The sequence below is a fragment of the Muricoccus vinaceus genome, from assembly GCF_042433125.1.
GTDB classification, from domain to species: domain Bacteria; phylum Pseudomonadota; class Alphaproteobacteria; order Acetobacterales; family Acetobacteraceae; genus Roseomonas; species Roseomonas vinacea.
Genome location: NZ_JBHLVZ010000002.1, coordinates 426,805 through 450,056, shown reverse-complemented (window position 1 = coordinate 450,056; position 23,252 = coordinate 426,805). Strand labels below are relative to the sequence as shown.

Below are 23,252 nucleotides of genomic sequence, written 5' to 3'. Positions count from 1 at the left end.
CTAGGGTCCGCCCCGCATGGCCCCGACCCTCCGCATCGCCCTCGCGCAGTTCAACCCAGGGATGGCCGCGATCGGGGAGAACGCCGGCCGCCTCCGGGCCCTCCGCGCGCGGGCGGCCGGGGCCGGCGCTGATCTCCTGATTACCCCCGCCTCCTCCCTGTCCGGCGCCGTCCCGGCCGGGCTCGCGGCCCAGCCCGCCTTCGCCGCGCCGCTCCAAGCGGCCCTGGATGGCCTCGCGGCCGGAACCGCCGATGGCGGCCCGGCCCTTCTGCTCGGCGCCCCCTGGCGGGACGGGCCCCGCCTCCATGACGCCCTCCACCTGCTGGAGGCGGGCACGCGCCGCAGCCTCGCCGCCCATCATCCCCGCGCGGGCTACGATCCCGGCCCCGTGCCCGGCCCCCTGTTTCTCCGCGGCGCCCGCCTCGGCCTCATGCCCGGCGCGGACTGGCGCGGGCCCGCGGTGGCGGAAACCCTGGCCGAAACCGGCGCCGACCTGCTGGTGGCCCTGGATTCCCTGGCGCATGAACCCGGTGCCGCCGAACGCCGCCTCCAGCGCGCCCTGGCCCGCGTGGTGGAGAACGGCCTTCCCCTGATCCTCCTCAACCGCCTCGGCGCCGAGGAGGAGGCCGCCCATGACGGCTCCGCCCTGGTGTTGAACCCCGACCGCAGCTCCGCCCTCGTCCTTCCCCCCTTCGCCGAGGCCCTGACCCTCACCGAATGGCGGCATGACGGCTCGGCCTGGCGCTGCCTCCCCCATCCGGCGCCCCATCCCATGGGAGAGGAGGAGCAGGCCTGGCGCGCCCTGATCCTCGCGCTCCGCGACCACGCGGCGCGCCACGTCGCCACCCGCTTCCTCCTTCCCCTCGCCGGGGACTCCGCCAGCGCCCTGGCCGCCACGCTCGCGCTCGACGCCTTCGGCCCCGCCGGCCTGCGCTGCGTCGTCGCGGGGGAGGGGGCCGCCCCGCCGGCCGCCCTGGCCGCCGCCCGCCGCCTCGACCTCCAGGCGGAGGTCATCGACCTCGCCCCCGCGCTCCGGGCCCTCGCGGCCGTCCTGCCCGCCGGGGCCGATCCTGCTTCCCGCCTGCGGGACGCCGCGCTGTCATCCCTGGCCGAGGCCCAGGGCCTGCTGCCCATCGTCACCGCGGAAAGCGGCACCGGAACGGCCATCGCCCCCCTGCGCCACCTCGCCCCCGGCACCCTCGCCGCCCTGTCCGCCTGGCGCGCCGCAACCGGCCCGGCGGACCGCTTCCTCGCCCCGCCCGCCGTGGAGCCCCGCCCCCCCGGCGCCCCTGCCGCGCCGCTCCGCCTCTGGCAAAGCCTTGCCCGCGCGGACTACAAGCGCCGCCGGGCCCCGCCCGGCGTGGCGTTCCCCCCGCCCGCGCCCGCCCGCCCCAACCCCGAAGGAGCCGAGGCGCCATGAACACGTCACCCCAGCCAGCGGCCCTTGGCCCCTTCGTGCGCATCAAGGACCTGTCCGGCGCCAATGGGGACGACCCCGTGGAGGAGATCCGCGGCTTCTCCACCGTGGCCGACGCCGCCACCTTCGCGCGCCGCTACGTGCGCGACAGCATCGAGCGCTGCCGCGCGCCCGGCATGGACGCCGACGCCGTGCTGGCCGCCTGGTTCGCCTTCGGCGAGGACGCGGAGGCGCTGGACCCCAGCGGCGAGCACTGGACCTCGGCCGCCGACATCCGCGCCTTCGCCGAGAAGCCCTCCCGCAAGAAGAGCGAGCGCGACTGGCGCGCCCTCGACCCACGCCGCGACATGGCCGAGGACGAGGAAGCCGACGAAGCGGCGGACGACGCCGAAGGACATGACGCGTGAAGGTCCGCTTCGCCCCGTCTCCCACCGGCTGGCTCCATGTCGGCAACGCCCGCATCGCCCTCGCCAACTGGCTTGAGGCAAGGAAGCGCGGCGGCACCTTCATCCTCCGCCTGGACGACACCGACACCGAGCGCTCCAAGCCCGAATTCGCCCAGGGCATCGAGGAGGACCTGCGCTGGCTCGGCCTCGACTGGGACGAGAGCTTCCGCCAGTCCGACCGCATCGAGCGCTACCAGGCCGCCGCCGAGGTCCTGAAGAAGAAGGGCCTGCTCTACCCCTGCCTCGAGACCGAGGAGGAGCTGAACTACAAGCGCGAGCAGCGCAGAAAGCAGGGCCGCGCCCCCATCTACGACCGCGGCGCCCTCAAGATGACGGCCGAGCAGCTCGCCCGCGCCATCGAGAACGGCAAGTCCCCGCACTGGCGCTTCAAGCTCAACACCCGCACCGTCACCTGGCAGGACGGCGTGCTGGGGAACCGCCAGGTGAAGCTGCCGAGCCTGTCGGACCCGGTGCTGATCCGCGCCGACGGTTCCTTCCTCTACACCTTCACCTCCGTCGTCGATGACCTGGAAACCGGGATCACCCACGTCATCCGCGGCGAGGACCACGTCACCAGCACCGGCATCCAGATCGACATTCTGGAGGGCCTGTCGGGCCGGCCCAACCGCATCCACTTCGCCCACATGCCCCTGCTGACGGACAGCGAGGGCGGCCAGCTTTCCAAGCGCCTCGGCAGCGTCTCGCTCCGCCAGTTCCGCCGCGACGGCATCGAGCCCGCGGCGCTGACCGGCTACCTCGCGGCGCTGGGCACCTCCAACGATCCCGTGGCGGCCGCGCCCCGCGGCCTCGCGCAGAGCTGGGACATCACCCGCGTTTCCCACTCCCCCGCGCGCTTCGACACCAAGCAGCTGCTGGCGCTCAACCGCAAGCACCTGCACGCCCTGGCCTTCGCCGACGTCCGCGATCGCCTGCCCGAGGGCGCCGACGAGCCCTTCTGGCTGGCCATCCGGGGCAACCTCGACCTGCTCGCCGAGGTCCGCGACTGGTACGAGATCGCCCGCGGCGAGATCACCGTCGCCCCCCAGCCCGACGAGACGGCACTGCTGCAAGCCGCCCTCCAGTCGCTGCCCCCCGAGCCCTGGGACGAAACCAGCTGGCCGGCCTGGACCGCCGCCATCGGCCAGGCCGCGCAGAAGAAGGGCAAGGCCCTCTTCCTCCCGCTCCGCCGCGCCCTCACCGGCGAGGACCACGGCCCGGACCTCAAGACCTTCCTGCCGCTGATCGGCCGCGCCCGCGCCGCGTCCCGGCTGCAACGCGCGATCGGTTGACCAGAATGCTCCAGTTCCACGACAGCGCCCGGCGCGAGAAGGTCGAGTTCCGGCCGATCGACCCGGACCATGTCCGCCTCTACGTCTGCGGCCCGACCGTCTACGACCTCGCCCATCTCGGCAACGCGCGCCCCGTCGTCGTCTTCGACGTGCTCGCCCGCCTGCTGCGCCGCGAGTTCGCCCGCCTCACCTATGTCCGCAACATCACGGACGTGGACGACAAGATCAACGCGCGGGCCCGCGAGAGCGGCGTGCCCATCGCCGGGATCACCGAGCGCACCATCGCCGACTTTCACGCCGACATGCAGGCCCTGAACTGCGCGCCGCCCGACATCGAGCCGCGCGCCACCGCCAGCATCCCCGAGATGATCGCGCTCATCGAGCGACTGATCGCCAACGGAAACGCCTACGCCGCCGAAGGCCACGTGCTCTTCGCCGTGTCCTCCTATCCCGATTACGGCCACCTTTCCGGCCGCTCGCCCGACGAGATGCTCGCCGGCGCCCGCGTGGAGGTCGCCCCCTACAAGCGCGACCCCGGCGACTTCGTGCTGTGGAAGCCCAGCGACACCGACACGCCCGGCTGGGACAGCCCCTGGGGCCGCGGCCGCCCGGGCTGGCACATCGAGTGCTCCGCCATGGCCTGGAAGAACCTCGGCGAGGAATTCGACATCCACGGCGGCGGGGCCGACCTGCTCTTCCCGCACCACGAGAACGAGGTCGCGCAGTCCTGCTGCGCCTTCCCAGGCACCCGCTTCGCGCATCTGTGGATGCACAACGGCATGCTGCTGGTGGACGGCGAGAAGATGTCGAAGTCGCTCGGCAACTTCCTCACCGTGCGCGACATCCTCCAGCGCGGGTCCTGGGCCGGCGAGGCCTTCCGCCTGCTGCTGCTCAAGACCCACTACCGCGCGGCGCTGGACTACACCGCCGAACGTCTCGACGAGGCCCGCGCGGAACTCGACGACCACTACGCCCTCCTCGTCCGCAAGCTCCCCGCGCCCGAGGCCGACGACGCGACGGTGGCCGACATGGTCGCCTGGGCCCTCGAACCGCTCGCCGACGACCTCAACACCCCGCTCGCCGTCGCCCGCCTGCGCGACCTCCGCGCGCTGGAGAACGTCATGCAGGTCGGCGGCTCGATGACCGCCGTCCTGTCCCGCGCGGGCCGGGACTGGAAGCCGAAGCCGGGCCAGGCGGGCGCCGCGCTGCGCCAGGCCGCCTCCGCACTCGGCCTCCTCCCCTCCGACCCGCAGGCGTGGCGGAAAGGCGGGGCAGGGGAGGGCGACGACGCGGAGATCGAGGCCGCCATCCAGGCCCGCCTCGCCGCCCGCGCCGCCCGCGACTGGGCCGAGGCCGACCGCATCCGCGCCGACCTCGCCGCCAGGGGCATCGTGCTGGAGGACGCCAAGGGTGCCACCACATGGCGCCGCGCGTAGCCCTCCGCCCGGCCACCCCCGCCGACATTCCCTTCGTCATGGCCGTGGAGCGCATCCCCGGCCACGACGCCTTCATCAATCTCTGGGCGGAGGAAGAGCACGCCGCCTCCATCGCCGGCCCGGACCACGCCTACCTCATCGCGGACGGACCGGACGGGCGGCCAGCGGGCTTCGCCATCCTGTCGGACATGCGGGACGTGCACGGCAACATCTGCCTCAAGCGCATCGCGGTCGCCGCGCCCGGGCAGGGCCTCGGCGCTCCCTTCCTGCGCGCCATCGGCGGCTGGACCTTCGGGAACACCGCCGCCCACCGGCTCTGGCTCTACGTCGTCGCCACCAACGACCGCGCGCGCCATGTCTACCGCGCGCAGCACTTCGCCGAGGAAGGCACCCTGCGCGAGGCGCGGCTGAACCCGGACGGCACCCGCACCGCCCTTATCCTCATGTCCCTCCTTCGCCGCGAATGGGCGGCGCGCGCAGCAGGCCCCGCCCCCATGATCCCCACCCCCGCGATCCCCGCCCCATGACCGGAAGAGAGGGCGGCGCCGCCCTGGAGCCCCCGCCGGGCGAGAGCCCCATCGTGGTGCTCGTCCGCCCGCAGCTCGCGCAGAACATCGGCACGGTCGCCCGCGCCATGGCCAATGGCGGCCTGTTCCACCTCCGCCTCGTCGCCCCGCGCGACGGCTGGCCCCAGGCCACCGCCTGGCGCGCCGCCTCTGGCGCCGACCGCATCCTCGACGCCGCGACGGTCCATGACACGGTGGAGGACGCCGTGGCGGACTGCCACCGCGTCCTCGCCACCTGCCCGCGCCCCCGCCACGTCATCATCCCCGTTCTCACCGCCCGCGCCGCCGCCGCCGAGCTTCGCTCGGTCAACTCGGGCAGCCTCCGCGCCGCCATCCTCTTCGGCCCCGAGCGCGCCGGCCTCGACGCCGAGGACATGGCCCGCGCCGACACCCTCGTCCGCTATCCCCTCAACCCCCAGCACATGAGCCTGAACCTCGCCCAGGCCGTGATGATCCTGGCCTATGAGTGGTGGATCGCCGAGGAACCCACGCCGCCCCGCGCCTTCATGACCAACGAGACCCGCGTGGCCACCAAGGGCGAGCTGGAGGGCTTCCTCGGCCGTCTCGTGCGCGAGCTCGACGCCTGCGGCTTCCTCGACAACATCCCCAAGCGCCCGGGCATGGTCCGCAACCTCCGCCACCTCTTCGAGCGCGGCGAGGTGACCGAACAGGAGCTCCGCACCCTGCACGGCGTGATCACGGAGCTTTCCCGCGGCCGCGTCGTCCGTGGCGGCCCGGCAGCCCCCGACCCAGCCCCCAACCCCGACCCCGGAACCGTGGACCCCAACATCGACGGTTAGCCACCCACCCATCCGGCGTGCCAAGCTGCCGGCATGGAAACGATCACCACCCAGGCGGCAGGGGAGGGGGGCGACCGCCGCCCCATCGCCGCCCGCAACACCGGCCCCGCCAATGCCCTCGCCGCCTGGCTGATCACGCGCCGCGCCTCGCCCAACGGCATCTCCGCCGCCGGCATGGCAGCCGGCCTCCTCGCCGGCCTCGCCCTGGCCGGCACGGCATGGTGGCCCGGCGCCGCCCGCCCGCTCTGGATCCTCGGCGCCCTCCTGATCCAGCTCCGCCTGCTGGCCAACCTCATGGACGGCATGGTCGCGATCGGCCGCGGCGTCGCCTCCCCGGTGGGCGAGCTGTGGAACGAGGTGCCCGACCGCGTTTCCGACACCGCCGTCCTGCTTGGCCTGGGCCTGGCCGCCCACAGCCCGGCCCTCGGCCTCGCGGCGTCGCTCGCCGCCATGGCCACGGCCTATATCCGCACCACCGGCCGTGCCGCCGGCGCGCCGAGCGACTTCCGCGGGCCCATGGCCAAGCAGCAGCGCATGGCCCTCGTCACCGCGCTCGCCCTCTGGTGCGCCCTCACGCCCCTTTCCTGGCAGGGCGCCCTGCCGGTCTGGGCCCTCATCGCCATCACCGCCCTCGCCACGCTCACCGCGCTCCGCCGCCTCCTGGGCACCGCCCGCGCCCTGAGGTCGGGTCCCGCCGCCGCGCCAAGGGGCGGCGCATGATTCCCGCGCCGCCCGGCGGCGCCTTCGCGCATCCCGTCACCACCGGCATCATCCTCGCGACACTCGCCGTGCTCGCCGTCTCCGGCCTCGCCATCCTCTGGCTCTCGCGCTCCGGCCGCGCGAAGCCCGAGTTCCGGCGCGAGCTCTGGCTCCGCTGGGCCTCCTGGTGCGTGCTGCTGCCGCTCATGCTCGGCCCCGTCCTGCTCGGCCGCGCCTGGACCATCGGCGCCGTCACGGTCCTGTCGCTCGCCTGCTACCGCGAATACGCGCGCGCCACCGGCCTCTTCCGCGAGCGCGTGCTGAGCCTCGTGATCGTGCTGGGCATCCTCGCCGTGAACTTCGCGGCGCTCGACCACTGGTACGGGTTCTTCGTTGCCCTCTGGCCGCTCACCGCCTGCCTGCTGGCGGTCTGCACCATCCCGCTGGACCGGCCCGCCGGCTACATCCAGCGCACCGCGCTCGCCATCCTCGCCTTCATGCTCTTCGGTGCCGGCCTCGCCCATCTCGGCTACATGGCGAACGATCCGGGCTACCGCCCGCTCGTCCTGCTCCTGCTCACCGCCGTCGCGCTGAACGATGTCGCCGCCTTCACCTGCGGCAAGCTCATCGGGGGCGCAAAGCTCCTGCCGGCCACCAGCCCGAACAAGACGGTCTCCGGCTCCCTCGGCGCCGTCCTCGTCACCACCACCCTCGTCGCCCTGGTCGGCGCCGCCATCTTCCGCGGCACGCCGCTGGCCAACCCCGTCTGGCTCGTGGCCATGGGCGCGCTGGTCAGCGTCGCCGGGCAGGCGGGCGACCTCCTCCTCTCCTCCATCAAGCGCGACCTCGGCATCAAGGACATGGGCACCGTCCTTCCCGGCCATGGCGGCGTGCTGGACCGCTTCAACTCCCTGCTCCTCGTCGCCCCCGCCATCTTCCACCTCGTCGGCTACTTCGTCGGCTTCGGCCTCGACTCTCCCACGCGCCTGATCACCGGCCCCTGATCCCCATGGACTGGAACCTCCGCCCCGCCCGCGACCTCGGCCTCACCCCGGCCGACCGCCTCCGCAGCCTCGGGCGGGAACCCGGCCTCGTCGGCCTCGCCGTGAACACCGCCTGGCGGCGCGCCGTCCGCGCCTATCTCCGCGCCGCCCACCGCTTCCGGATCGAGGGGCAGGCGAACCTTCCCACCCACGGCCCCTTCGTCATGGTCGCCAACCACGCGAGCCATCTCGACGCCCTCGCCCTCCTGGCGGCGCTGCGCGGCCCCGCCGCGCGGCGTGCCCATGCCCTGGCCGCGGGCGAGCTCTTCTTCGGCAACGCCGCCCGCTCGGTGCTCTCGGCCTATGCCATCAACGCCCTGCCGGTCTGGCGTGGCCGCAGCCGGCGCGGGGAGCTCGACACCATGCGCGCCCGCCTCGCCGAGGACGCCCTGGCCTACATCCTGTTCCCCGAGGGCACCCGCAGCCGCACCGGCGCCATGGCACCCTTCCAGCCCGGTCTCGGCATGCTCGTCGCCGGCACCGGTATCCCCGTGGTCCCCTGCTGGCTGGAGGGGGCCCGCGATGCCTGGCCCGCCGGGGCCCGCCTGCCGCGCCCGGGGCGCCCTCTCACCCTCATCATCGGCCCCGCGCTGCGCTTCCCGGCCACCCGCAACGACCGAGCGGGCTGGCAGGCCGTCTCCGCCGAGGCCGAGGCCGCGGTACGCCGGCTTTCGCCGTCCCCTCCCTGAGCGGCCGGCGCCGCCACCGGTCCCTTCCGGCCGTGCCGCCCGTCACCCATACCAAGGGTTGGCTTGCCGCCGTCCCGCTCCATGATCAGGCTCCGCCGGCCCGGGCGCGCCCCGCGCCGGCAACTGGGGCGCAGCAGGGCAGGACGTGAAGCAGGTTTTCTCTCTCTGGCCGGCCAGCACGGCGGCAAGCCCGGATCCAGCCATGGGCGGGATGCCGCGCTGGGCCAACCCCACCAGAACCGGGCAGGGGCGGTTCCCGCCCCTCCGGTCCGCGCAACCCGCCCTGCTTCTTCTCCTGCCGCTCCTCGCCGGCGCGGCGCCGCGGGCCGGCCTGGCCGGCTGGATCGCCGCCGTGGCGCTGCTGGGGATCGCGGCCGCGCTCGCCTTGCGGCTGGGCCGGGAGATGAAGGAAAGCGCGCAGGGCCAGGATGCCCTCTTCGAGCGGGCGGGCATCTCCCTCTGGCGGGAGGACTGGTCCATGGTCGGCAAGGCCATCCTTTCCCTCCGCCAGGCCGGCGTGGACGACGTGCTCGCCTATTACGTCGCCCGGCCCGACCTCGCGCGGAAGCTGCGCGAGGAGGTGGTGATCCGCGACGTGAACGCCTTCACCGTCGAGATGATGGGCGTGGCCGGCAAGGAGGCCCTGGTCGGTTCCCTCGCGCGCATCCTGCCGAACACCGACCAGACCTTCGACCAGTGGCTGCTCGCCATCTCGAACGGCGAGCGCTTCTACCGCTCCGAGGCCCACATCACCCGCCCCGACGGCAGCGTGCTCGACGTGCTCTTCACCGCGGAGCTGCCGGACAGCATGGAGGGCTTCCGCGACATCATCGTCACGGCCATCGACGTCTCCGGCTACAAGGCGGCCCAGGCCAGGCTGGCGCAGATGGAAACCGAGATCGCCAGGGCGTCGCGCATCACCACCGTCGGCACGCTGACGGCCTCGATCGCGCACGAGGTGAACTCGCCGCTGGCCGCCGTGCTCAGCCATGCCGAGGCCGCCCGGCGCTGGCTGGACCGTCCCGAGCCGAACCTCGGCGAGGCGCGCAGCGCCATGGCCAGTGCCGTGCGCGATGGCCTGCGGGCGCGCGACGTGGTCTCGCGCATCCGCCGCTTCCTCGGCAACGCGCCGCGCCGCAGCGAGGCCGTGGACCTCGCCGCCACCGCGCGGGACGCCATCCTGCTGATCGAGCGGGAACTGCGCGCCGCCGGCATCTCGGTGCATCTCGACGCGGAGGCGGGGCTGCCCGCCGTTCTCGCCGATCCCGTCCAGATCGGGCAGGTGCTGGTGAACCTGATGCTGAACGGGGCGCAGGCGATGGCTCCGGTCCAGGGGCCGCGCGACCTCACGGTGCGGATCCGCGGGGCGGGCGGCGAGGTGGTGACGGAGGTGGAGGACCACGGCCCCGGCCTCGACCCCGCGCAGCTCCCCCGCCTCTTCGAACCCTTCTATTCCACCCGCGCGGGCGGCATGGGCATGGGCCTGGCGATCTGCCGCACCTGCGTGGAGGCCCATGGCGGGCGCCTCTGGGCGACGAGCGAGCCGGGCGCGGGCGCGACCTTCCGCTTCGCCCTGCCCGCCAGGGCGGCCTAGCCCCGCTGCCCGTCGCGCCCGACCAGCTCCGCCGCGCGCACGAGATCGGCGAGCGTGCGCACCTCCATCTTCCGCATGACGCTCGCCCGGTGGAGCTTCACGGTGATCTCGCTCAGCCCCAGCTCGCCGGCGACCTGCTTGTTCATCAGCCCGGATACGACGAGCGCCATCACCTGCACCTCGCGCGGGGTCAGCGTGGCATGGCGCGACCGCGCGGCGGAGGCGGCACCGAGCGCCCGGCGCCGCCCGCGGTCGCGCTTCAGCGCGGCGTCCACCGCGTCCAGCATGTCCTGGTCGCGGAAGGGCTTAACCAGGAAGTCGGCCGCCCCCGCCTTCATGGCGCGGACGCTCATCGGAACGTCGCCGTAGCCCGTGACGAAGATGATCGGCGGGTGCTCGCCCCGCTCCGCCAGGCGCTCCTGGAACTCCAGCCCGCTCATCCGGGGAATGCGGACATCCATGATGATGCAGCCGACGCGCTCCGGCAGGGGCGCGTCGAGAAGCTCGTGCGCCACCTCGTAGAGCAGCGTGCCATGGCCGACGGACCGGAGCAGACTGTCGATCGCCTGGCGCACGCGGGCGTCGTCATCCACCACCAGGACGAGGGGATCGGCTTCGCTCCCGTCATCCAGGCTCCTGGCCTGATCCATCGATCGCCCCCGAGAAGTCGCTGAACCCGCCCATGCATAGCGGGGGCCAGCACCCGGCGGCAACGTGGATACGGGCCGCGTCCTTCAGCCCGGGGCCGGTCCCACCGTGAGGAAGTGCCGCACCACGGGCGCCTCCGGCCCGACGTGGAAGCGGCGCACCGCCTGCTGCACGTCCGCATCGGCGCGCGAGACGCGGCGGTGCTGGCGCAGGTGCTCGGCCCAGGATTCCACCATGAACCACTCCACCAGCTTCCCGGGGTCGGCCGCGTCCTCGGTGATGCCCCAGCCATAGGCGCCGTCCCGCCGCCGCTCGGTCGAAAGGGCGTTGAGCGCGCGCAGGAAGGCCACCCGGTCGGCCCGCTCCACCTGGTACTCGATCAGGATCAGCACGGGGCCGCGGTCATGCGGCACCGGGTCGGCCGTCAGCGGCTCCGGCCAGTGGTCGGAGGGAACCAGGTCCGCCTCGCCCACCGGCAGCTTCACCCGGTGGAGCACGAGGGCGACGACGGCCAGCCCGCCCGCCCCCGCCAGCAGGGCCGCGGGCACGCCGGTCGCCTCCGCCACCGCGCCCCAGCCGAGGCTGCCCAGCGCCATGGCGCCGTTGAACACCGTGAGATAGACGGCCAGCGCCCGCCCCCGCACCCAGTTCGGCAGGATCGCCTGCGCCGCGCCGTTCAGCGTGGTCAGCGCCACGATCCAGGCCATGCCGAGCAGCAGCAGCACCGGAAGGGCGAGCCAGCGCGGCGGCGCCATCGCGAGCGCCGCCATGACGCCCGCCGCCGCCAGGCTGGCCGCGAGCATCAGCCCGTCCGCGTCCAGCACGGCGCGCAGCCGCGGCAGCAGCAGCGCGCCGCCGATGGCCCCCAGCCCCACCGCGCCGAGCAGGATGCCGTAGAAGCCGGCATCGCCCCCCAGCAGGTTGCGCGCGACCAGCGGCAGCAGCGCCCAGACGGCGCTGGCGAAGGCGAAGAAGATCGCCGCGCGCAGCAGCACCACATGCAGCTCCCGGCTGGCGCGCGCGTAGCGCAGCCCGGCCCGGAAGGCGCCGCCGAAGTTCTCGGACAGCGCGTCCTCCACCTTCTCCGGCCGCTTCCACCAGAGCAGGGCGGCGATGACAAAGACATAGCTCACCACGTCCGCGCCGTAGGTGAAGGCCGCGCCCGCCGCCGAGAGCAGCAGCCCGCCCGCCGCCGGCCCGATGGACCGGGCGATGTTGATGCCGAGCGAGTTGAGCGCGACCGCGCCCTTCATGTCCTTTGCCGTCACAAGCTCCGGCACGATGGCCTGCCAGGCCGGTGCCATGAGCGCGGCCCCGATGCCCCCCACGAAGGTGAGCGCGACCAGCGCCGTGACCGTCATCAGCCCGAGCCAGGAAAGCAGGACCAGCGTGCCGCTCACGGCCGCCAGCAGCACCTGCACCGCGATCAGGAAGCGGCGCCGGTCCAGGATGTCCGACAGCACGCCCGCCGGGATCGCCAGCAGGAAGATCGGCAGCGTGCCCGCGGCCTGGATCAGCGACACGGCCGCGGGCCCGGCGGCGAGATCCGTCACCAGCCAGGAACTGGCCACGTCGCGCATGAAGCTGCCGGTGTTGCCGAGAACGGTGGCCGCCCAGATCACCGCGAAGGTGGTCTGCCGCAGCGGCGCGAAGGGCCCCGTGGCGGGCTGGGGCGCGCTCATGCCGGGTTCCTCGCGCCCTGCCGGTCCCACAGCGCGACGAGCAGGAAGGCACCCGCGAGGCCGAGATGCTCGAAGAACCCGTTGGCCGTCATGAAGCGCTCCTGCCCCGGCGGCAGCACCCAGTAGCGGTTGGCGATCAAGGTCGCGGCAAGGGTGAACAGCATCAGGGCCAGCGCGCCGAGCCAGCGCAGCCGCCCGGTGAGCACCATCAGGCTGGCGGCAAGCTCCAGCGCGATGGTGAGGGCGGCCGTCGCGGCCGGCAGCGGCAGCCCGAAATGCGCCGCCTCCGCCACCGCGCCCGGGTAGTCCACCAGCTTGTTCAGCCCGCCCTGGATATAGGCCGCGCAGAGACCGAGCAGGCCAAGGAAGATCAGCGCGCGCCGCAGGGCCGGGCTCATCCTCAGAAGGCCCAGCAGGAGCAGCCCAGCGCCCCCCAGAAGCCCTTGTCCGCCCCGGCCGGGGCGGAGGCCGCCCAGGCGCGGGCATGGTCGTGCCCGTGCACGCCGCAGGCGGCGTCGCAGCAGCGGGCGACCGCGCGGGCGAAGGCCCCCTTCGCCCCCGGCGCCTCGGCCCGGCGGTCCTGGTAGCCGCCGAAGCGCCGCACGGGCGACCAGTCCGGCATGGCCGGCGGAAGCGGCGGCGCGAGGGAGGCGAAGTCGCCCGCGCCGTGCACCACCACCCCGCCCACCACCGTCAGCAGCGAGGTCACGTCCTGGATCTCGTCGCCGGGGATGCTGAAGTAGTCGCGGTCGAGCACCGCGAGGTCGGCGAGCATCCCCTCCGCGATCAGGCCCTTCTTGCCCTCCTCGTTGGAGAACCAGGTGACCTTTTCCGTCATCATCCGCAGCGCCGTCTCGCGGTCGATGGTGTTGCGCTCGGGCGTGATGCGCAGCCCGCCGACCGTCTTGCCGGTGGTCAGCCAGTAGAGCGCGACCCAGGGGTTGTAGGAGGCGACGCGGGTGGCGTCCGTGCCGGCGGAAACCTTCACCCCCATCTCCAGCATCTTCGCCACCGGCGGCGTCGCCTCCGCCGCGCGCGCGCCGTAGCGCTCCACGAAGTACTCGCCCTGGTAGGCCATGCGGTGCTGCACCGCGACGCCGCCGCCGAGGCGCGCGATGCGCTCCAGGTTGCGCTCGCTCACCGTTTCCGCGTGGTCGAAGATCCAGTGGAGGTCGCCGATCGGCATCTCGGCGTTCACCTTCTCGAACACGTTCAGCGCGCGGTCGATGGTCTGGTCGTAGGTGGCGTGCAGCCGCCAGGGCCAGCGGTTCTGGACGAGGATGCGCGCGACCGCCTCCAGCTCCGGCTCCATCTCGGGCGGCATCTCCGGCCGCTCCACGCGGAAGTCCTCGAAGTCGGCGGCGGAGAAGACCAGCATCTCGCCCGCCCCGTTCAGGCGGAAGTAGTCGTCGCCCTGCTGGTACTTCGCCGAGCCCGTCCAGCGCAGGAAGTCCTCCTTTTCCGCCTTGGGCTTCTGCGTGAACAGGTTGTAGGCGATGCGCACCGTCAGCTCGCCGTCATCGGCCAGCTTCTGGATCACCTTGTAGTCGTCCGGGTAATTCTGGTAGCCGCCGCCCGCGTCGATCGCGCCCGTCACGCCCAGGCGGTTGAGGTCGCGCAGGAAGTGGCGGGTGGAGTTGAGCTGGTAGTCGAAGGGCAGCGTCGGACCCCTGGCAAGCGTCGCGTAGAGGATGGTGGCGTTCGGCCGCGCCAGCAGCAGGCCGGTCGGCGTGCCGTCCGGCCCGCGCTGGATCTCGCCGCCCGGCGGGTTCGGCGTGTCCTTGGTGTAGCCCGCCGCCCGCAGCGCCGCGCCGTTCAGCAGCGCGCGGTCGTACAGGTGCAGGATGAAGACGGGCGTGTCGGGCGCGACCGCGTTGATCTCGTCCAGCGTCGGCAAGCGCTTCTCGGCGAACTGGTGCTCGGTGAAGCCGCCGACGATGCGCACCCATTGCGGCGGCGGCGTGATCGCCACCTGCGCGCGCAGCATGCCCATCGCGTCCGCCAGGCTGCGCACGCCGTCCCAGCGCAGCTCCATGTTGAAGTTCAGCCCGCCGCGGATGATGTGCAGATGGTTGTCGATCAGCCCTGGGATGAGGCGCCGTCCCTTGAGGTCGATCATCCGCGTGCCCGGCCCGGCGGTGGGCAGGATGGCGTCCGCATCCCCCACGGCGGAGAAGCGGCCGCCGGTCACCGCGACCGCCTCCGGCGCCGGCCGCCCCCGGTCCAGGGTGGTGATCCGGCCATTGTGCAGGATCAGGTCGGGCGCGGATGCGGCCATGGCGGGGCTCCGGTTGAGGGTGGCAAGGCCCAGGGCTGCGGCGCCCCCGGCCATGGTGCGGCGCGTGATCTCCGGCATCAGACGTGCTCCCGTGCCGCGGCGCCGCGCCCCGGCAGGCGGCCGAAGAGATGCTGCGCGCAATCGGCGTGAAGCACCGCGGCGGGCAGCGGGTGCCCCGCCAGCAGCCGCCGCGCCACGGGAACCACCTGCTCGCCCACGAGGATCCCGAGCAGGCCGAGCAGCGCGATCACCGGCGGCGCCGGGGAACGCACCCCGAGCACGCCGTACGCGACGCCGACGAGAAGTCCGGCGCCGAGGGAAAGCAGGTAGGGCTTCATCGCGTCCTCCGATGGGATCGCGCCGGGCGCCGAGGCCCGGCGCGGGCCTCAGCCTTCGTGGGCGTTGAACATGGACTTGGCGTAGACGATGCCGAGGCCGTAGGCGCCGCCGTACTTCCTGGCGACGCCGGTCGTCATCTCGTAGGTGCCGGTGCGCGCCCAGTCGCGCTGCAGCTCCAGCAGGTATTGCAGGGCGGTCATCGGCTGCGCGCCCGCCTGGATCATGCGCTGCACCGCGCGCTCATGCGCCTCGTCCGACACGTCGCCGCAGGCATCGGCGATGAAGAACACCTCGAAGCCCTGGTCGAGCGCGGAAAGCGCGGGCCCCACGATGCACACGCCCGTCCAGAGCCCCGCGAGCACGATGCGGGACTTGCCGATGCGGTTCACCTCCGCGATCACCGCCGCGTCCTCCCAGGTGTTCATGGAGGTGCGGTCGAGCAGCGCCTGGCCCGGGAAGGGCGCCGTCACCTCCTCGAACATCGGGCCGGAGAAGGACTTCTCCGCAACGGTGGTGAGGATGGTCGGGACGCCGAAGCCGGCGGCGGCGGCGGAAACGAGGGCGGCGTTGTTGCGCAGCGCCACGGGATCGATGGACTTTGTCGCGAAGGCCATCTGCGACTGGAAGTCGATCATGACGAGCGTGTGGTCGGCCGGGCTGAGCAGCAGCTTGCCGGGGGTCGCGGTCGCGGTGGGCATGTCGGATGGTCCCTGCGGAGTGGATGGCGGGATGATCGCGGCGGCGGCGGCGCAAGGCCATGACGCAGTCCGCAAAGCCTGGATTGCGATATTGCAAGCGAGAAAGGGCGCCTGCGGGAGGGGCGCCCCCGGCCGTCAGGACCTCGCGAAGGCCAGCAGGTCGGCGTTGAGCTGGTCGCGCGCCACGTCGGTCAGCGCGTGCGCGCCGCCCGGATAGACCTTCAGCGTCGCCCGCGGCGCGATCTTCGCCGACCGCATCCCGGCGGCGGCGATCGGCACCACCTGGTCGTCGTCGCCGTGGATCACGAGCACGGGGATGTCCATCTTCCGCAGGTCCGCCGTCAGGTCGGTTTCCGAGAAGGCCTTGATGCAGTCGTACTCGTTCTTCAGCCCGCCCATCATGCCCTGCAGCCAGAAGCTGTCGCGCATTCCCTGCGAGACCTGCGCGCCCGGGCGGTTCGCGCCAAAGAACACGGTGGTGAAATCGCGGAAGAGCTGCGAGCGGTCCTTCAGCATGCTGGCGCGCAGCCCGTCGAGCACCTCCAGCGGCACGCCCTCGGGGCTGCCCTCGTTCCTGATCAGGTAGGGCGCGACGGCGCTGACGAGCACCGCCTTGGCGACGCGCGACGTGCCGTGGCGGCCGACCACGCGCGCCACCTCGCCGCCGCCGGTGGAATGGCCGACCAACATCGCGCCGCGAAGGTCGAGATGCTCCATGAGCGCGTAGAGGTCGTCCGCGTAGGTGTCCATGTCGTTGCCCGCGAAGGGCTGGGAGGAGCGCCCGTGGCCGCGGCGGTCATGCGCGATGCAGCGGAAGCCGTTGGAGGAGAGGTGCACCATCTGCGCCTCCCAGGCGTCGCCGCTCAGCGGCCAGCCGTGGCTGAACACGACCGGCGTGCCGCTGCCCCAGTCCTTGTAGTAGATCGAGGTGCCGTCCCGCGTGGTGAAGGTGGCCATGCTGCGATGCTCCGGATGCCGGTTGGGGGTGAGGGGTGTCATGGCCGGCGCGGGCTGCGCGCCGGCGGAAACGGGGGGAAGGGCGGCCGCGCCGATGCCGCCCAGGACGAGTCCGCTCACGACGCCGCGGCGGGTTGCCGGACCGGAGGGTGGATGATCGTTCATGCCGCTTCTCCTGCCGTGTCCGGGCGCCGCGCCATGCGGGCCCTTCCCTCGGACACGGCGGAAGCTAGGCGGCGCGGCGCGCGGGCTCTTGTCGGGCGCTGATGGTTTTGGACGATCCGCACATGGAAGCGCCCGGCCGCACCGGCTGCGTCCCCGTCCCGGACACCGGCGGGCATGGCGCCTGAACTCCTGCGCGCCTGAACTCTTGTATAGTGTTGCGGCACTCGCCGCGGCGGTATGGCTGAATGCCGGGCCGCCGCGTCGGTGCTGGGTTCCGGAAAGGTCGGGCGGCTTGCGAGATCATCTCATCGCCATCGTGGACGACGACGACAGCGTCAGGGTGGCGCTCGCGAGCCTCGCGCGCTCGGCCGGCCTCCGCACCAGGGCCTTCTCCTCGGCGGCGGCCTTCCTCGCGGAGGACCTTTCGCCCTTCGACTGCGTGGTTTCCGACATCCAGATGCCGGAACTGTCGGGCTTCGACCTGCTCCGCGCCGTGCGCTCCCGCCGCGCCGAGCTGCCCGTGATCCTCATCACCGCCTTTCCCGACGAGCGCGTGCATGAGCGCGCGATCACCGGCGGCGCGCGCTTCTTCCTCGAGAAGCCGTGCAACCCCAACCTCCTTGTCACGAGCATTGCGGAGGCCATGGAACCCGGAGGCGGCGCTTGAGCGCAACCTCCGCCGCACGGGCGCCGGACGCGCTCCGCGACGGGCCCGGCGATGCGCGGGATCTCGCGGAACTCGCGACGGAACCGGTCGCCGCGGACGGGCTGGTGGTGACGCTGCGCGCGCGCTCGCCGGCCAGGGGCATGACCTGGCTGCTCTGCCGCGCGGCGATGCCCGAGGAGCCCGGCGCCGAAGCCCGGCTGCGCCGCGCCTTCTCGCTTCGCGGCGCGCTCTCGCCCGGCTGGGCCGTGCTGCCGCTGCACCTTTTCGCCACGCTGGACGGCCCGGTGCTGGTTCTGCGCGACGACGGGGGCGGGCCGCCGCAGGCCGGCGCGGCGCGCGACATGGGCGCCTTTCTCCGCATCGCCGCCGGCGCCGCCCGTGCCCTCGGGCGCCTGCACGCCGCCGGGCTGCTTCACCGCGACATCACGCCCGCCAGCCTCTTCGAGGGCGCGGACGGCAGGGTGCGGCTGGCCGGCTTCGGCCTGGCCCATCGCGCGGGCGAGGCCGTCCCGGAGGAGGACGGCATGGCCGGCACCCTCGCCTTCATGCCGCCGGAGCGGGCGCGAAGGGCCGATCCCGTCAGCGACGCGCGCGGGGACCTCTACGCCCTCGGCATGACGCTCTACGCCCTGCTGGCCGGGCGACTGCCCTTCGAGGCGGAGGACGCGCTGGGCTGGATCCACGCCCATGCCGCGCGCCGGCCCCCGCCGCCCAGCCGCTTCCGCGCGGAGGTGCCGGCGATGCTGGACACCCTCCTCCTGAAGCTGATCGAGAAGGATCCGGCGCGCCGCCACCATTCCGCCGCTGCCCTCGAACGCGACCTGCGGCGCTGCCTGGAGGACTGGGAGCGCACGGGCCGCATCGAGCCCTTTCCGCCCGGCGGGGAAGGGGACGACGGCGCCCGGCCCACGCGCGCGCCTCGCGGCGCGCCGGCCGAGCCCGTCGAAGCCCCCACCCCCGTGCGGCCGGAGGCGGAGCGCCTGATCCTGGAGGGCCGCTTCCCGGAGGCGGAGGCGGCGATCGCGCGCCTCATGCAGGCGGCCTCCGGCGAGGCCGAGCGCGTCGCGGCCCGGCGGCTCGACATCCGGCTGCGGAGCCTGCGCTCGGACTTCTCGGGCGCGATCCGGACGGGGGCGGAGGCCCTTCCGCTCCTTGGCATCGACCTGCCGCCGGCACCCGGCCCGGCCGAGGCCGAGGCCGCCTACCACCGCCTGCGGGCCGCCATGGGCGGGCGCGGCCCCGCCGCCCTGGCCGGGCTGGCGCCCATGTCCGACGCCCGCCTGCGGGATGGGATGGACCTGCTCGCCAGCCTCGTGGTTCCCGCCAACTTCGTCGACGACGCCCTGATGTTCGTCCTGCTCTGCGAGCAGGTGCGGCTCACCGCCCTGCACGGGCTCGCGCCCGCCTCGGCGCAGGGCATCGCGTGGTTCGGCGTCGCGCTCGCCCATCGCTTCGGCGAGTACGGGCGCGGGCTCGAATTCGCGCAGGCGGGCGTGCGCATCGCGGAGGCGTCGGGCAGCGGCGAGGTGCGGAGCGCGACCCTCGTCGCGCTCGACCAGGTCAGCGCCTGGACCCGCCCCTTCGACTTCGCCCTCGGCTGCGCGCGCGCCGCCCTGGCCGAGAGCCGGGACGGCGGCGACGTCGCCATGGCCTGCTACGCCTGCAACCACATCGTCTCGGACCTGCTGGTCATGGGCGCCCCGCTCGGCCGCGTGGCGGAGGAGATCGGGCGCGGGCTCGCCGTCGCGCGCGGCGCGCATTTCGAGGACGTCGCGGCCATCCTCGGCGTGCAAAGCGGCTTCGTGGGCGCGCTCCGCGGAACCGGCGCATTGCCGGACCGGCCGCCGCGCAGCGCGATGACTCCGCTGCTGTGCTGGTACTGGCTGTTCCGCGGCATCGTCGCCTTCACCGCGGACGACGCCGACGAGGCGGAGGAATGCCTGGCCCGAGCCGGCGGGCTCGCCTGGTCCACGCCGGCGCATATCCACGTCATGTGCATCCACCTCTTCGCCGGCCTGCTCCGCGCCGCGCGCGGGGACGCGGCGGGGCTCGCGCCGCACCTGGCCCGGATGCGCGGCTGGGCCGGGCTCAACCCCGGGAACTTCGGCGACAAGGCCCTGCTGCTCGAGGCCGAGGCGGCCCGGCTGGACGGGGACACGCTGCGCGCCCTTTCCCTCTACGAGGAGGCCGTCGCCGCCGCCGCCGCCGGGGACCGCCCGCAGGTGCGCGCGATCGCGCATGAGCGGGCGGCCGCCTGCTACGCCGCCCACGGGCTGGAAGGGGCGGCGCGGCACCACCTGCGCGGCGCGCACGCCCAGTACGAAGCCTGGGGGGCCGCCGCGCGGGCCGCGAGGCTGGCGGCGCGCCATCCCTTTCTCGCGGCGGGCCGGGCCGGCGGCCCGCTCCTCGCGCAGGGCCATGACCGCCTCGACCTCGGCGCCGCCATGGCGGCCGTGCAGAGCCTGTCCGGCGAGATCGACACCGACCGCCTCGTGGAGCGGCTGCTCGGACAGGCGATGACCGTCGCGGGCGCCAGCCGGGCCGCCCTGGTGCTGACCGGGGAGGGCCGCACGATCGTGGAGGCGCTCGGCACCCTCGATGAGGGCCACCCGGCCGAGGGGGGGCGCATCGCCGTGCGCTTCGCCCGCGCCGCGCCATCCGCGCGCGACCTGCCGCTTTCGGTGCTCTACAGCGTGATCCAGCGGCGCCGCGCGGTGTCCATCCCCGACCTGGCCGAGCCGCACGAACACGGCTTCGACGGCTACTTCGCCATCCGCGCCGCGCGCTCCCTCCTGTCGCTGCCGCTGGTGAAGGGCGGCACGCTGCTCGGCGTGCTGCACCTGGAGAACGAGGTCGCGGCCCATGCCTTCGACGGCTCGCGCCAGGTTCTGCTGGAGCTCATCGCAAGCCAGGCCGCGATCTCCCTGGAGAACGCGCGCCTCTACGCCGCCCTCCGCATGAGCGAGGCCTCCCTTGCCCTGGGGCAGCGGATCAGCCGGTCCGGCAGCTTCCGCTGGAACCGGGCGACCGGGGAGCACATCTGGTCGGACGGCCTCTACGCTGTATGGGGCGCGGACCCGGCGGGCGGGCCGCTGCCGATGGAGGCCATGCGGGCGCGGACGCATCCCGATGACCGCCCCCGGCTCGATGCGCTGGTCGCGGACCCCCGGGGCGCCGTGGCGACGGGCCCGCACGCCTTCCGCATCATCGACCCCGCGGGGCCGGAGGGCGCGGCGCGCCATGTGGAGCTGCTGCTCGGGCCGGCGGGGCCGGAGGTCTTCGTCGGCGTGCTGACGGACGTGACGGAGCGGCGCGCGACCGAGGCCGCGCTGCGCAACGCCCGCACGGAGCTGGCACGCGCCGCGCAGGCCGTGACGATGGGGGAGCTCGCCGCCTCGATCGCGCACGAGATCAACCAGCCCCTCTCCACCATCGTCGCCCAGGCGGGCGCCGCGGAGCGCTGGCTGGGCCGGCCCGTGCCCGAGACCGGCGAGGCGCTGGCCAGCCTGCGCGACATCGTCCGGGACGGCCAGCGCGCGAGCGACATCATCCGCGCGCTCCGCGCCCTGGCACGGCAGGCCCCGCCCGAGCACCGCGAGGTGCGGATCGACGGCCTCGTGCGCAAGGTGGCCGGCCTCGTCTCGCCGGAGGTGGAGCTGAAGGGCGCGGCGATCGAGCAGGTGCTGGCCGCGCCGGACACCGTCGTCGCGGCCGATCCCGTCCAGCTGGAGCAGGTGCTCCTCAACCTCATCGTCAACGCCTCGGAAGCGATGGAGGCCGTTCGCGACCGCCCGCGCCGCGTGGTCATCGCCTCCCGCCACGACGCGGCCGCGGGCGCGGTGGAGGTCACCGTGCAGGACACCGGCCCGGGCATCGGCGCCGCGGACCTCGCCCGGATCTTCGATCCCTTCTTCACGACAAAGCCCACCGGGCTCGGCCTGGGGCTCTCGATCTGCCGCTCGATCGTGGAGGCGCATGGCGGGCGCCTCGAATGCGCCCCCGTGGCATCCGGGGGAAGCCGGTTCCTTGTCCGCCTGCCCGCGCGCCCCGGTGCCGCCCGCGACTGACACGGCGCCGCAGGATCGTCCCAGTCCGGTTCCGGCCCGACAAGAACACCGCCCCGGCCCGCTCCAGTGTGCCGCCTCCGGCCCAGAGAGGGCCGCCGACGATGGATTGGCATGCGATGACCGACAACCCGCTGCAGACCCGGCGCCTCGCCGCACCCGCCACGCCGTCCGGCCTCTCGGTGGAGGCGGCGCGCGACATCACGGCCGGGCTGGCGGCGCTGCTGGCGGACGTGTTCGCGCTGTACCTGAAGACGAAGAACTTCCACTGGCACGCCTCCGGCCCGCGCTTCCGCGAGCACCACCTGACCTTCGACGGGCAGGCGGGCGAGCTGCTGGCGATGGTGGAACCGGTTGCCGGGCGGGCCCGCAAGCTCGGCGGGACCACCATCCGTTCGGTGGGCCACGTCGCGCGGCTGCAACGGCTGCTGGACAACGACGCCCACGGCGTGGGCCCGCAGGACATGCTGGCGGAACTGCGCGAGGACAACGGCATGTTGGTCGGCCACATGCGCGCCCTGCTCGCGCTCTGCGACGGGCACGGCGACGCGGCCACCGCAAGCCTGCTGGCGGGCTGGATCGACCAGGGCGAGGGACGCGTCTGGTTTCTTTCCGAGGCCGGCCGGCACGGGCACGGCTGAGGCGCCCGCCCCCGGCGCGGATGCCCGGCTCATACGCAGGTATAGGGGCGGCAATGCGAACAGGTCGCCCGGACCAATGTTTGCCGAGTGGAGCGAGGCGCGGCGCGCGGCCAGTCTGTCCCCCGTCCATCCTGGACGATCGACGGAGGAGAATGAGGATGCACAGCCGCAATGCCGCGCCCTGCGCCGCGCCGGACGGCATGATGGGCGGAATGGGTGCCGCGACCGTCTCGCAGCTCCTGCAGGATGCGCGGGACCTGCTGCACCACGACCGGCAGGCCGCGGCGCGCACCCTCCTGCACGCCTCGCGCCTGCTCGACGCACCCGCCGCCGATGGCCTCCCCATGGCCTGGGGCATCGTGCCCGGCGGGCTGGCGCGCTGGCAGGTGATGCGGCTGACCCGCTACGTCGAGGCGCACCTGGACCAGCCCATCACGCACAGGCACCTGTCCTCGGAAATCCGCCTCAGCAGCGGCCACTTCGCCCGCGCCTTCAAGCAGAGCTTCGGCCGCACGGCGCATACCTATGTCGTGGAGCGCCGGATCGCGCGGGCGAAGGAGCTGATGCTGCACACCACCGCGCCGCTCTCGGAGATCGCCTTTTCCTGCGGGCTGTCCGACCAGGCGCATCTCTCCCGGCTCTTCCGCCGCGCCGTCGGCAGCACGCCGCTGGCCTGGAGGCGGCAGCACCAGCCGGCACCGGCGCGGCGCGCGGGAGAACGGCCGGGCCCATGACGGTCGGGAAGCCCCTCCTTCACCCTCGCCGGGGCGACTCCCCCGTCACCAGCCGCTTCACGGTCCGCTTCGCCAGCGCATAACCGATCCAGCCCGCCACCGGCGCCGCCGGGATCACGAGCAACCAGCCCGCGTGGGCGTTCTGCGTCACCATGCCCAGCCCGACGGCCAGCATCAGCCCCCCCACCAGGGCCCCGAGGATCCCGGCCGACAGCCCGAGGAGGAGGATTTCTTCGCGCATTCCCATGCGCCCCGGTATGGCACCGGCCCCGGCTTTGACAAGCGAGGTTTGACATTCGGGCGCCCATCGCCTAAGCGCGCCCCTCTTCCCGGGAACGTGGACGTGCCCAGGGGCTTTTGCCCCCGAACGGCGCGCGCCCGCCCCCAGCAGACCCGCCAG

General features: G+C 73.7%; 22 protein-coding genes. 14 read left to right on the top strand and 8 right to left on the bottom strand.

All coding sequences use genetic code 11. The annotated features are described in order from the left end of the window. Positions 1-16 precede the first annotated feature (16 nt). From ACFFIC_RS03895 to ACFFIC_RS03850, 10 genes are all read left to right on the top strand, one after another. The gene (locus ACFFIC_RS03895; protein WP_377048764.1) at positions 17-1,420 is read left to right on the top strand and encodes a nitrilase-related carbon-nitrogen hydrolase; all 1,404 of its coding nucleotides are present in this window, start codon (positions 17-19) and stop codon (positions 1,418-1,420) included. Beyond that, positions 1,417-1,824, top strand: a complete 408-nt coding sequence (locus tag ACFFIC_RS03890; RefSeq protein WP_377048763.1) for a hypothetical protein — start codon at positions 1,417-1,419, stop codon at positions 1,822-1,824. Before ACFFIC_RS03895 ends, ACFFIC_RS03890 begins: the two co-directional genes overlap by 4 nt. Beyond that, complete coding sequence (gene gltX / locus ACFFIC_RS03885) at positions 1,821-3,152, top strand: glutamate--tRNA ligase (RefSeq protein ID WP_377048762.1); 1,332 nt, start codon at positions 1,821-1,823, stop codon at positions 3,150-3,152. The genes ACFFIC_RS03890 and gltX overlap by 4 nt, the downstream gene beginning before the upstream one ends. 5 nt (positions 3,153-3,157) lie before the next feature. Further along, positions 3,158-4,588: a cysteine--tRNA ligase gene (cysS, locus tag ACFFIC_RS03880; protein WP_377048761.1), complete on the top strand. Its 1,431-nt coding sequence runs from the start codon at positions 3,158-3,160 to the stop codon at positions 4,586-4,588. Continuing rightward, on the top strand, positions 4,573-5,115 hold the full coding sequence (locus ACFFIC_RS03875) for a GNAT family N-acetyltransferase (RefSeq protein ID WP_377048760.1): 543 nt from the start codon (positions 4,573-4,575) through the stop codon (positions 5,113-5,115). The genes cysS and ACFFIC_RS03875 overlap by 16 nt, the downstream gene beginning before the upstream one ends. Continuing rightward, complete coding sequence (locus ACFFIC_RS03870; protein WP_377048759.1) at positions 5,112-5,954, top strand: RNA methyltransferase; 843 nt, start codon at positions 5,112-5,114, stop codon at positions 5,952-5,954. The genes ACFFIC_RS03875 and ACFFIC_RS03870 overlap by 4 nt, the downstream gene beginning before the upstream one ends. A gap of 33 nt (positions 5,955-5,987) precedes the next feature. Further along, complete coding sequence (locus ACFFIC_RS03865) at positions 5,988-6,674, top strand: CDP-alcohol phosphatidyltransferase family protein (RefSeq protein WP_377048758.1); 687 nt, start codon at positions 5,988-5,990, stop codon at positions 6,672-6,674. Then, positions 6,671-7,657: a phosphatidate cytidylyltransferase gene (locus tag ACFFIC_RS03860; protein ID WP_377048757.1), complete on the top strand. Its 987-nt coding sequence runs from the start codon at positions 6,671-6,673 to the stop codon at positions 7,655-7,657. Before ACFFIC_RS03865 ends, ACFFIC_RS03860 begins: the two co-directional genes overlap by 4 nt. A 5-nt stretch (positions 7,658-7,662) precedes the next feature. After that, on the top strand, positions 7,663-8,385 hold the full coding sequence (locus ACFFIC_RS03855; RefSeq protein ID WP_377048756.1) for a lysophospholipid acyltransferase family protein: 723 nt from the start codon (positions 7,663-7,665) through the stop codon (positions 8,383-8,385). Positions 8,386-8,530: 145 nt separating this feature from the next. Next, the gene (locus tag ACFFIC_RS03850; RefSeq protein ID WP_377048755.1) at positions 8,531-9,979 is read left to right on the top strand and encodes a sensor histidine kinase; all 1,449 of its coding nucleotides are present in this window, start codon (positions 8,531-8,533) and stop codon (positions 9,977-9,979) included. On the opposite strand, the gene ACFFIC_RS03845 is transcribed toward ACFFIC_RS03850, so the two are convergent. The 7 genes from ACFFIC_RS03845 to ACFFIC_RS03815 all read right to left on the bottom strand — a co-directional run bounded on the left by ACFFIC_RS03845 (position 9,976) and on the right by ACFFIC_RS03815 (position 16,746). Continuing rightward, a complete protein-coding gene (locus ACFFIC_RS03845; protein WP_377048754.1) occupies positions 9,976-10,629 on the bottom strand; it encodes a response regulator transcription factor in 654 nt (217 codons plus the stop codon). The genes ACFFIC_RS03850 and ACFFIC_RS03845 overlap by 4 nt on opposite strands. Positions 10,630-10,713: 84 nt before the next feature. After that, positions 10,714-12,309 (bottom strand): MFS transporter, encoded by a 1,596-nt coding sequence (locus tag ACFFIC_RS03840; RefSeq protein ID WP_377048753.1) that lies wholly within the window; start codon positions 12,307-12,309, stop codon positions 10,714-10,716. Beyond that, complete coding sequence (locus ACFFIC_RS03835; RefSeq protein WP_377048752.1) at positions 12,306-12,707, bottom strand: DoxX family protein; 402 nt, start codon at positions 12,705-12,707, stop codon at positions 12,306-12,308. Before ACFFIC_RS03835 ends, ACFFIC_RS03840 begins: the two co-directional genes overlap by 4 nt. Before the next feature lie 2 nt (positions 12,708-12,709). Further along, positions 12,710-14,665, bottom strand: a complete 1,956-nt coding sequence (locus ACFFIC_RS03830; RefSeq protein WP_377048751.1) for an amidohydrolase — start codon at positions 14,663-14,665, stop codon at positions 12,710-12,712. Continuing rightward, entirely contained in the window at positions 14,665-14,925 is a 261-nt protein-coding gene (locus tag ACFFIC_RS03825) for a DUF1427 family protein (RefSeq protein ID WP_377048750.1), read from the bottom strand. The genes ACFFIC_RS03830 and ACFFIC_RS03825 overlap by 1 nt, the downstream gene beginning before the upstream one ends. 48 nt (positions 14,926-14,973) lie before the next feature. Then, a complete protein-coding gene (locus ACFFIC_RS03820; protein ID WP_377048749.1) occupies positions 14,974-15,624 on the bottom strand; it encodes a hydrolase in 651 nt (216 codons plus the stop codon). Positions 15,625-15,759: 135 nt separating this feature from the next. Continuing rightward, the gene (locus tag ACFFIC_RS03815) at positions 15,760-16,746 is read right to left on the bottom strand and encodes an alpha/beta fold hydrolase (RefSeq protein ID WP_456306915.1); all 987 of its coding nucleotides are present in this window, start codon (positions 16,744-16,746) and stop codon (positions 15,760-15,762) included. A gap of 292 nt (positions 16,747-17,038) precedes the next feature. On the opposite strand from ACFFIC_RS03815, the gene ACFFIC_RS03810 reads away from it, so the two are divergent. The 4 genes from ACFFIC_RS03810 (at position 17,039) to ACFFIC_RS03795 (ending at position 22,852) form a co-directional block, all read left to right on the top strand. After that, complete coding sequence (locus ACFFIC_RS03810; RefSeq protein WP_377048747.1) at positions 17,039-17,413, top strand: response regulator transcription factor; 375 nt, start codon at positions 17,039-17,041, stop codon at positions 17,411-17,413. Next, on the top strand, positions 17,410-21,480 hold the full coding sequence (locus ACFFIC_RS03805) for an ATP-binding protein (RefSeq protein WP_377048746.1): 4,071 nt from the start codon (positions 17,410-17,412) through the stop codon (positions 21,478-21,480). Before ACFFIC_RS03810 ends, ACFFIC_RS03805 begins: the two co-directional genes overlap by 4 nt. Before the next feature lie 116 nt (positions 21,481-21,596). Continuing rightward, complete coding sequence (locus ACFFIC_RS03800) at positions 21,597-22,118, top strand: Dps family protein (protein ID WP_377048745.1); 522 nt, start codon at positions 21,597-21,599, stop codon at positions 22,116-22,118. Between the two features lie 158 nt (positions 22,119-22,276). Beyond that, positions 22,277-22,852, top strand: a complete 576-nt coding sequence (locus tag ACFFIC_RS03795; RefSeq protein ID WP_377048744.1) for a helix-turn-helix domain-containing protein — start codon at positions 22,277-22,279, stop codon at positions 22,850-22,852. A 19-nt stretch (positions 22,853-22,871) separates the two neighbouring features. On the opposite strand, the gene ACFFIC_RS03790 is transcribed toward ACFFIC_RS03795, so the two are convergent. Continuing rightward, on the bottom strand, positions 22,872-23,093 hold the full coding sequence (locus tag ACFFIC_RS03790; RefSeq protein ID WP_377048743.1) for a hypothetical protein: 222 nt from the start codon (positions 23,091-23,093) through the stop codon (positions 22,872-22,874). Positions 23,094-23,252 lie beyond the last annotated feature (159 nt).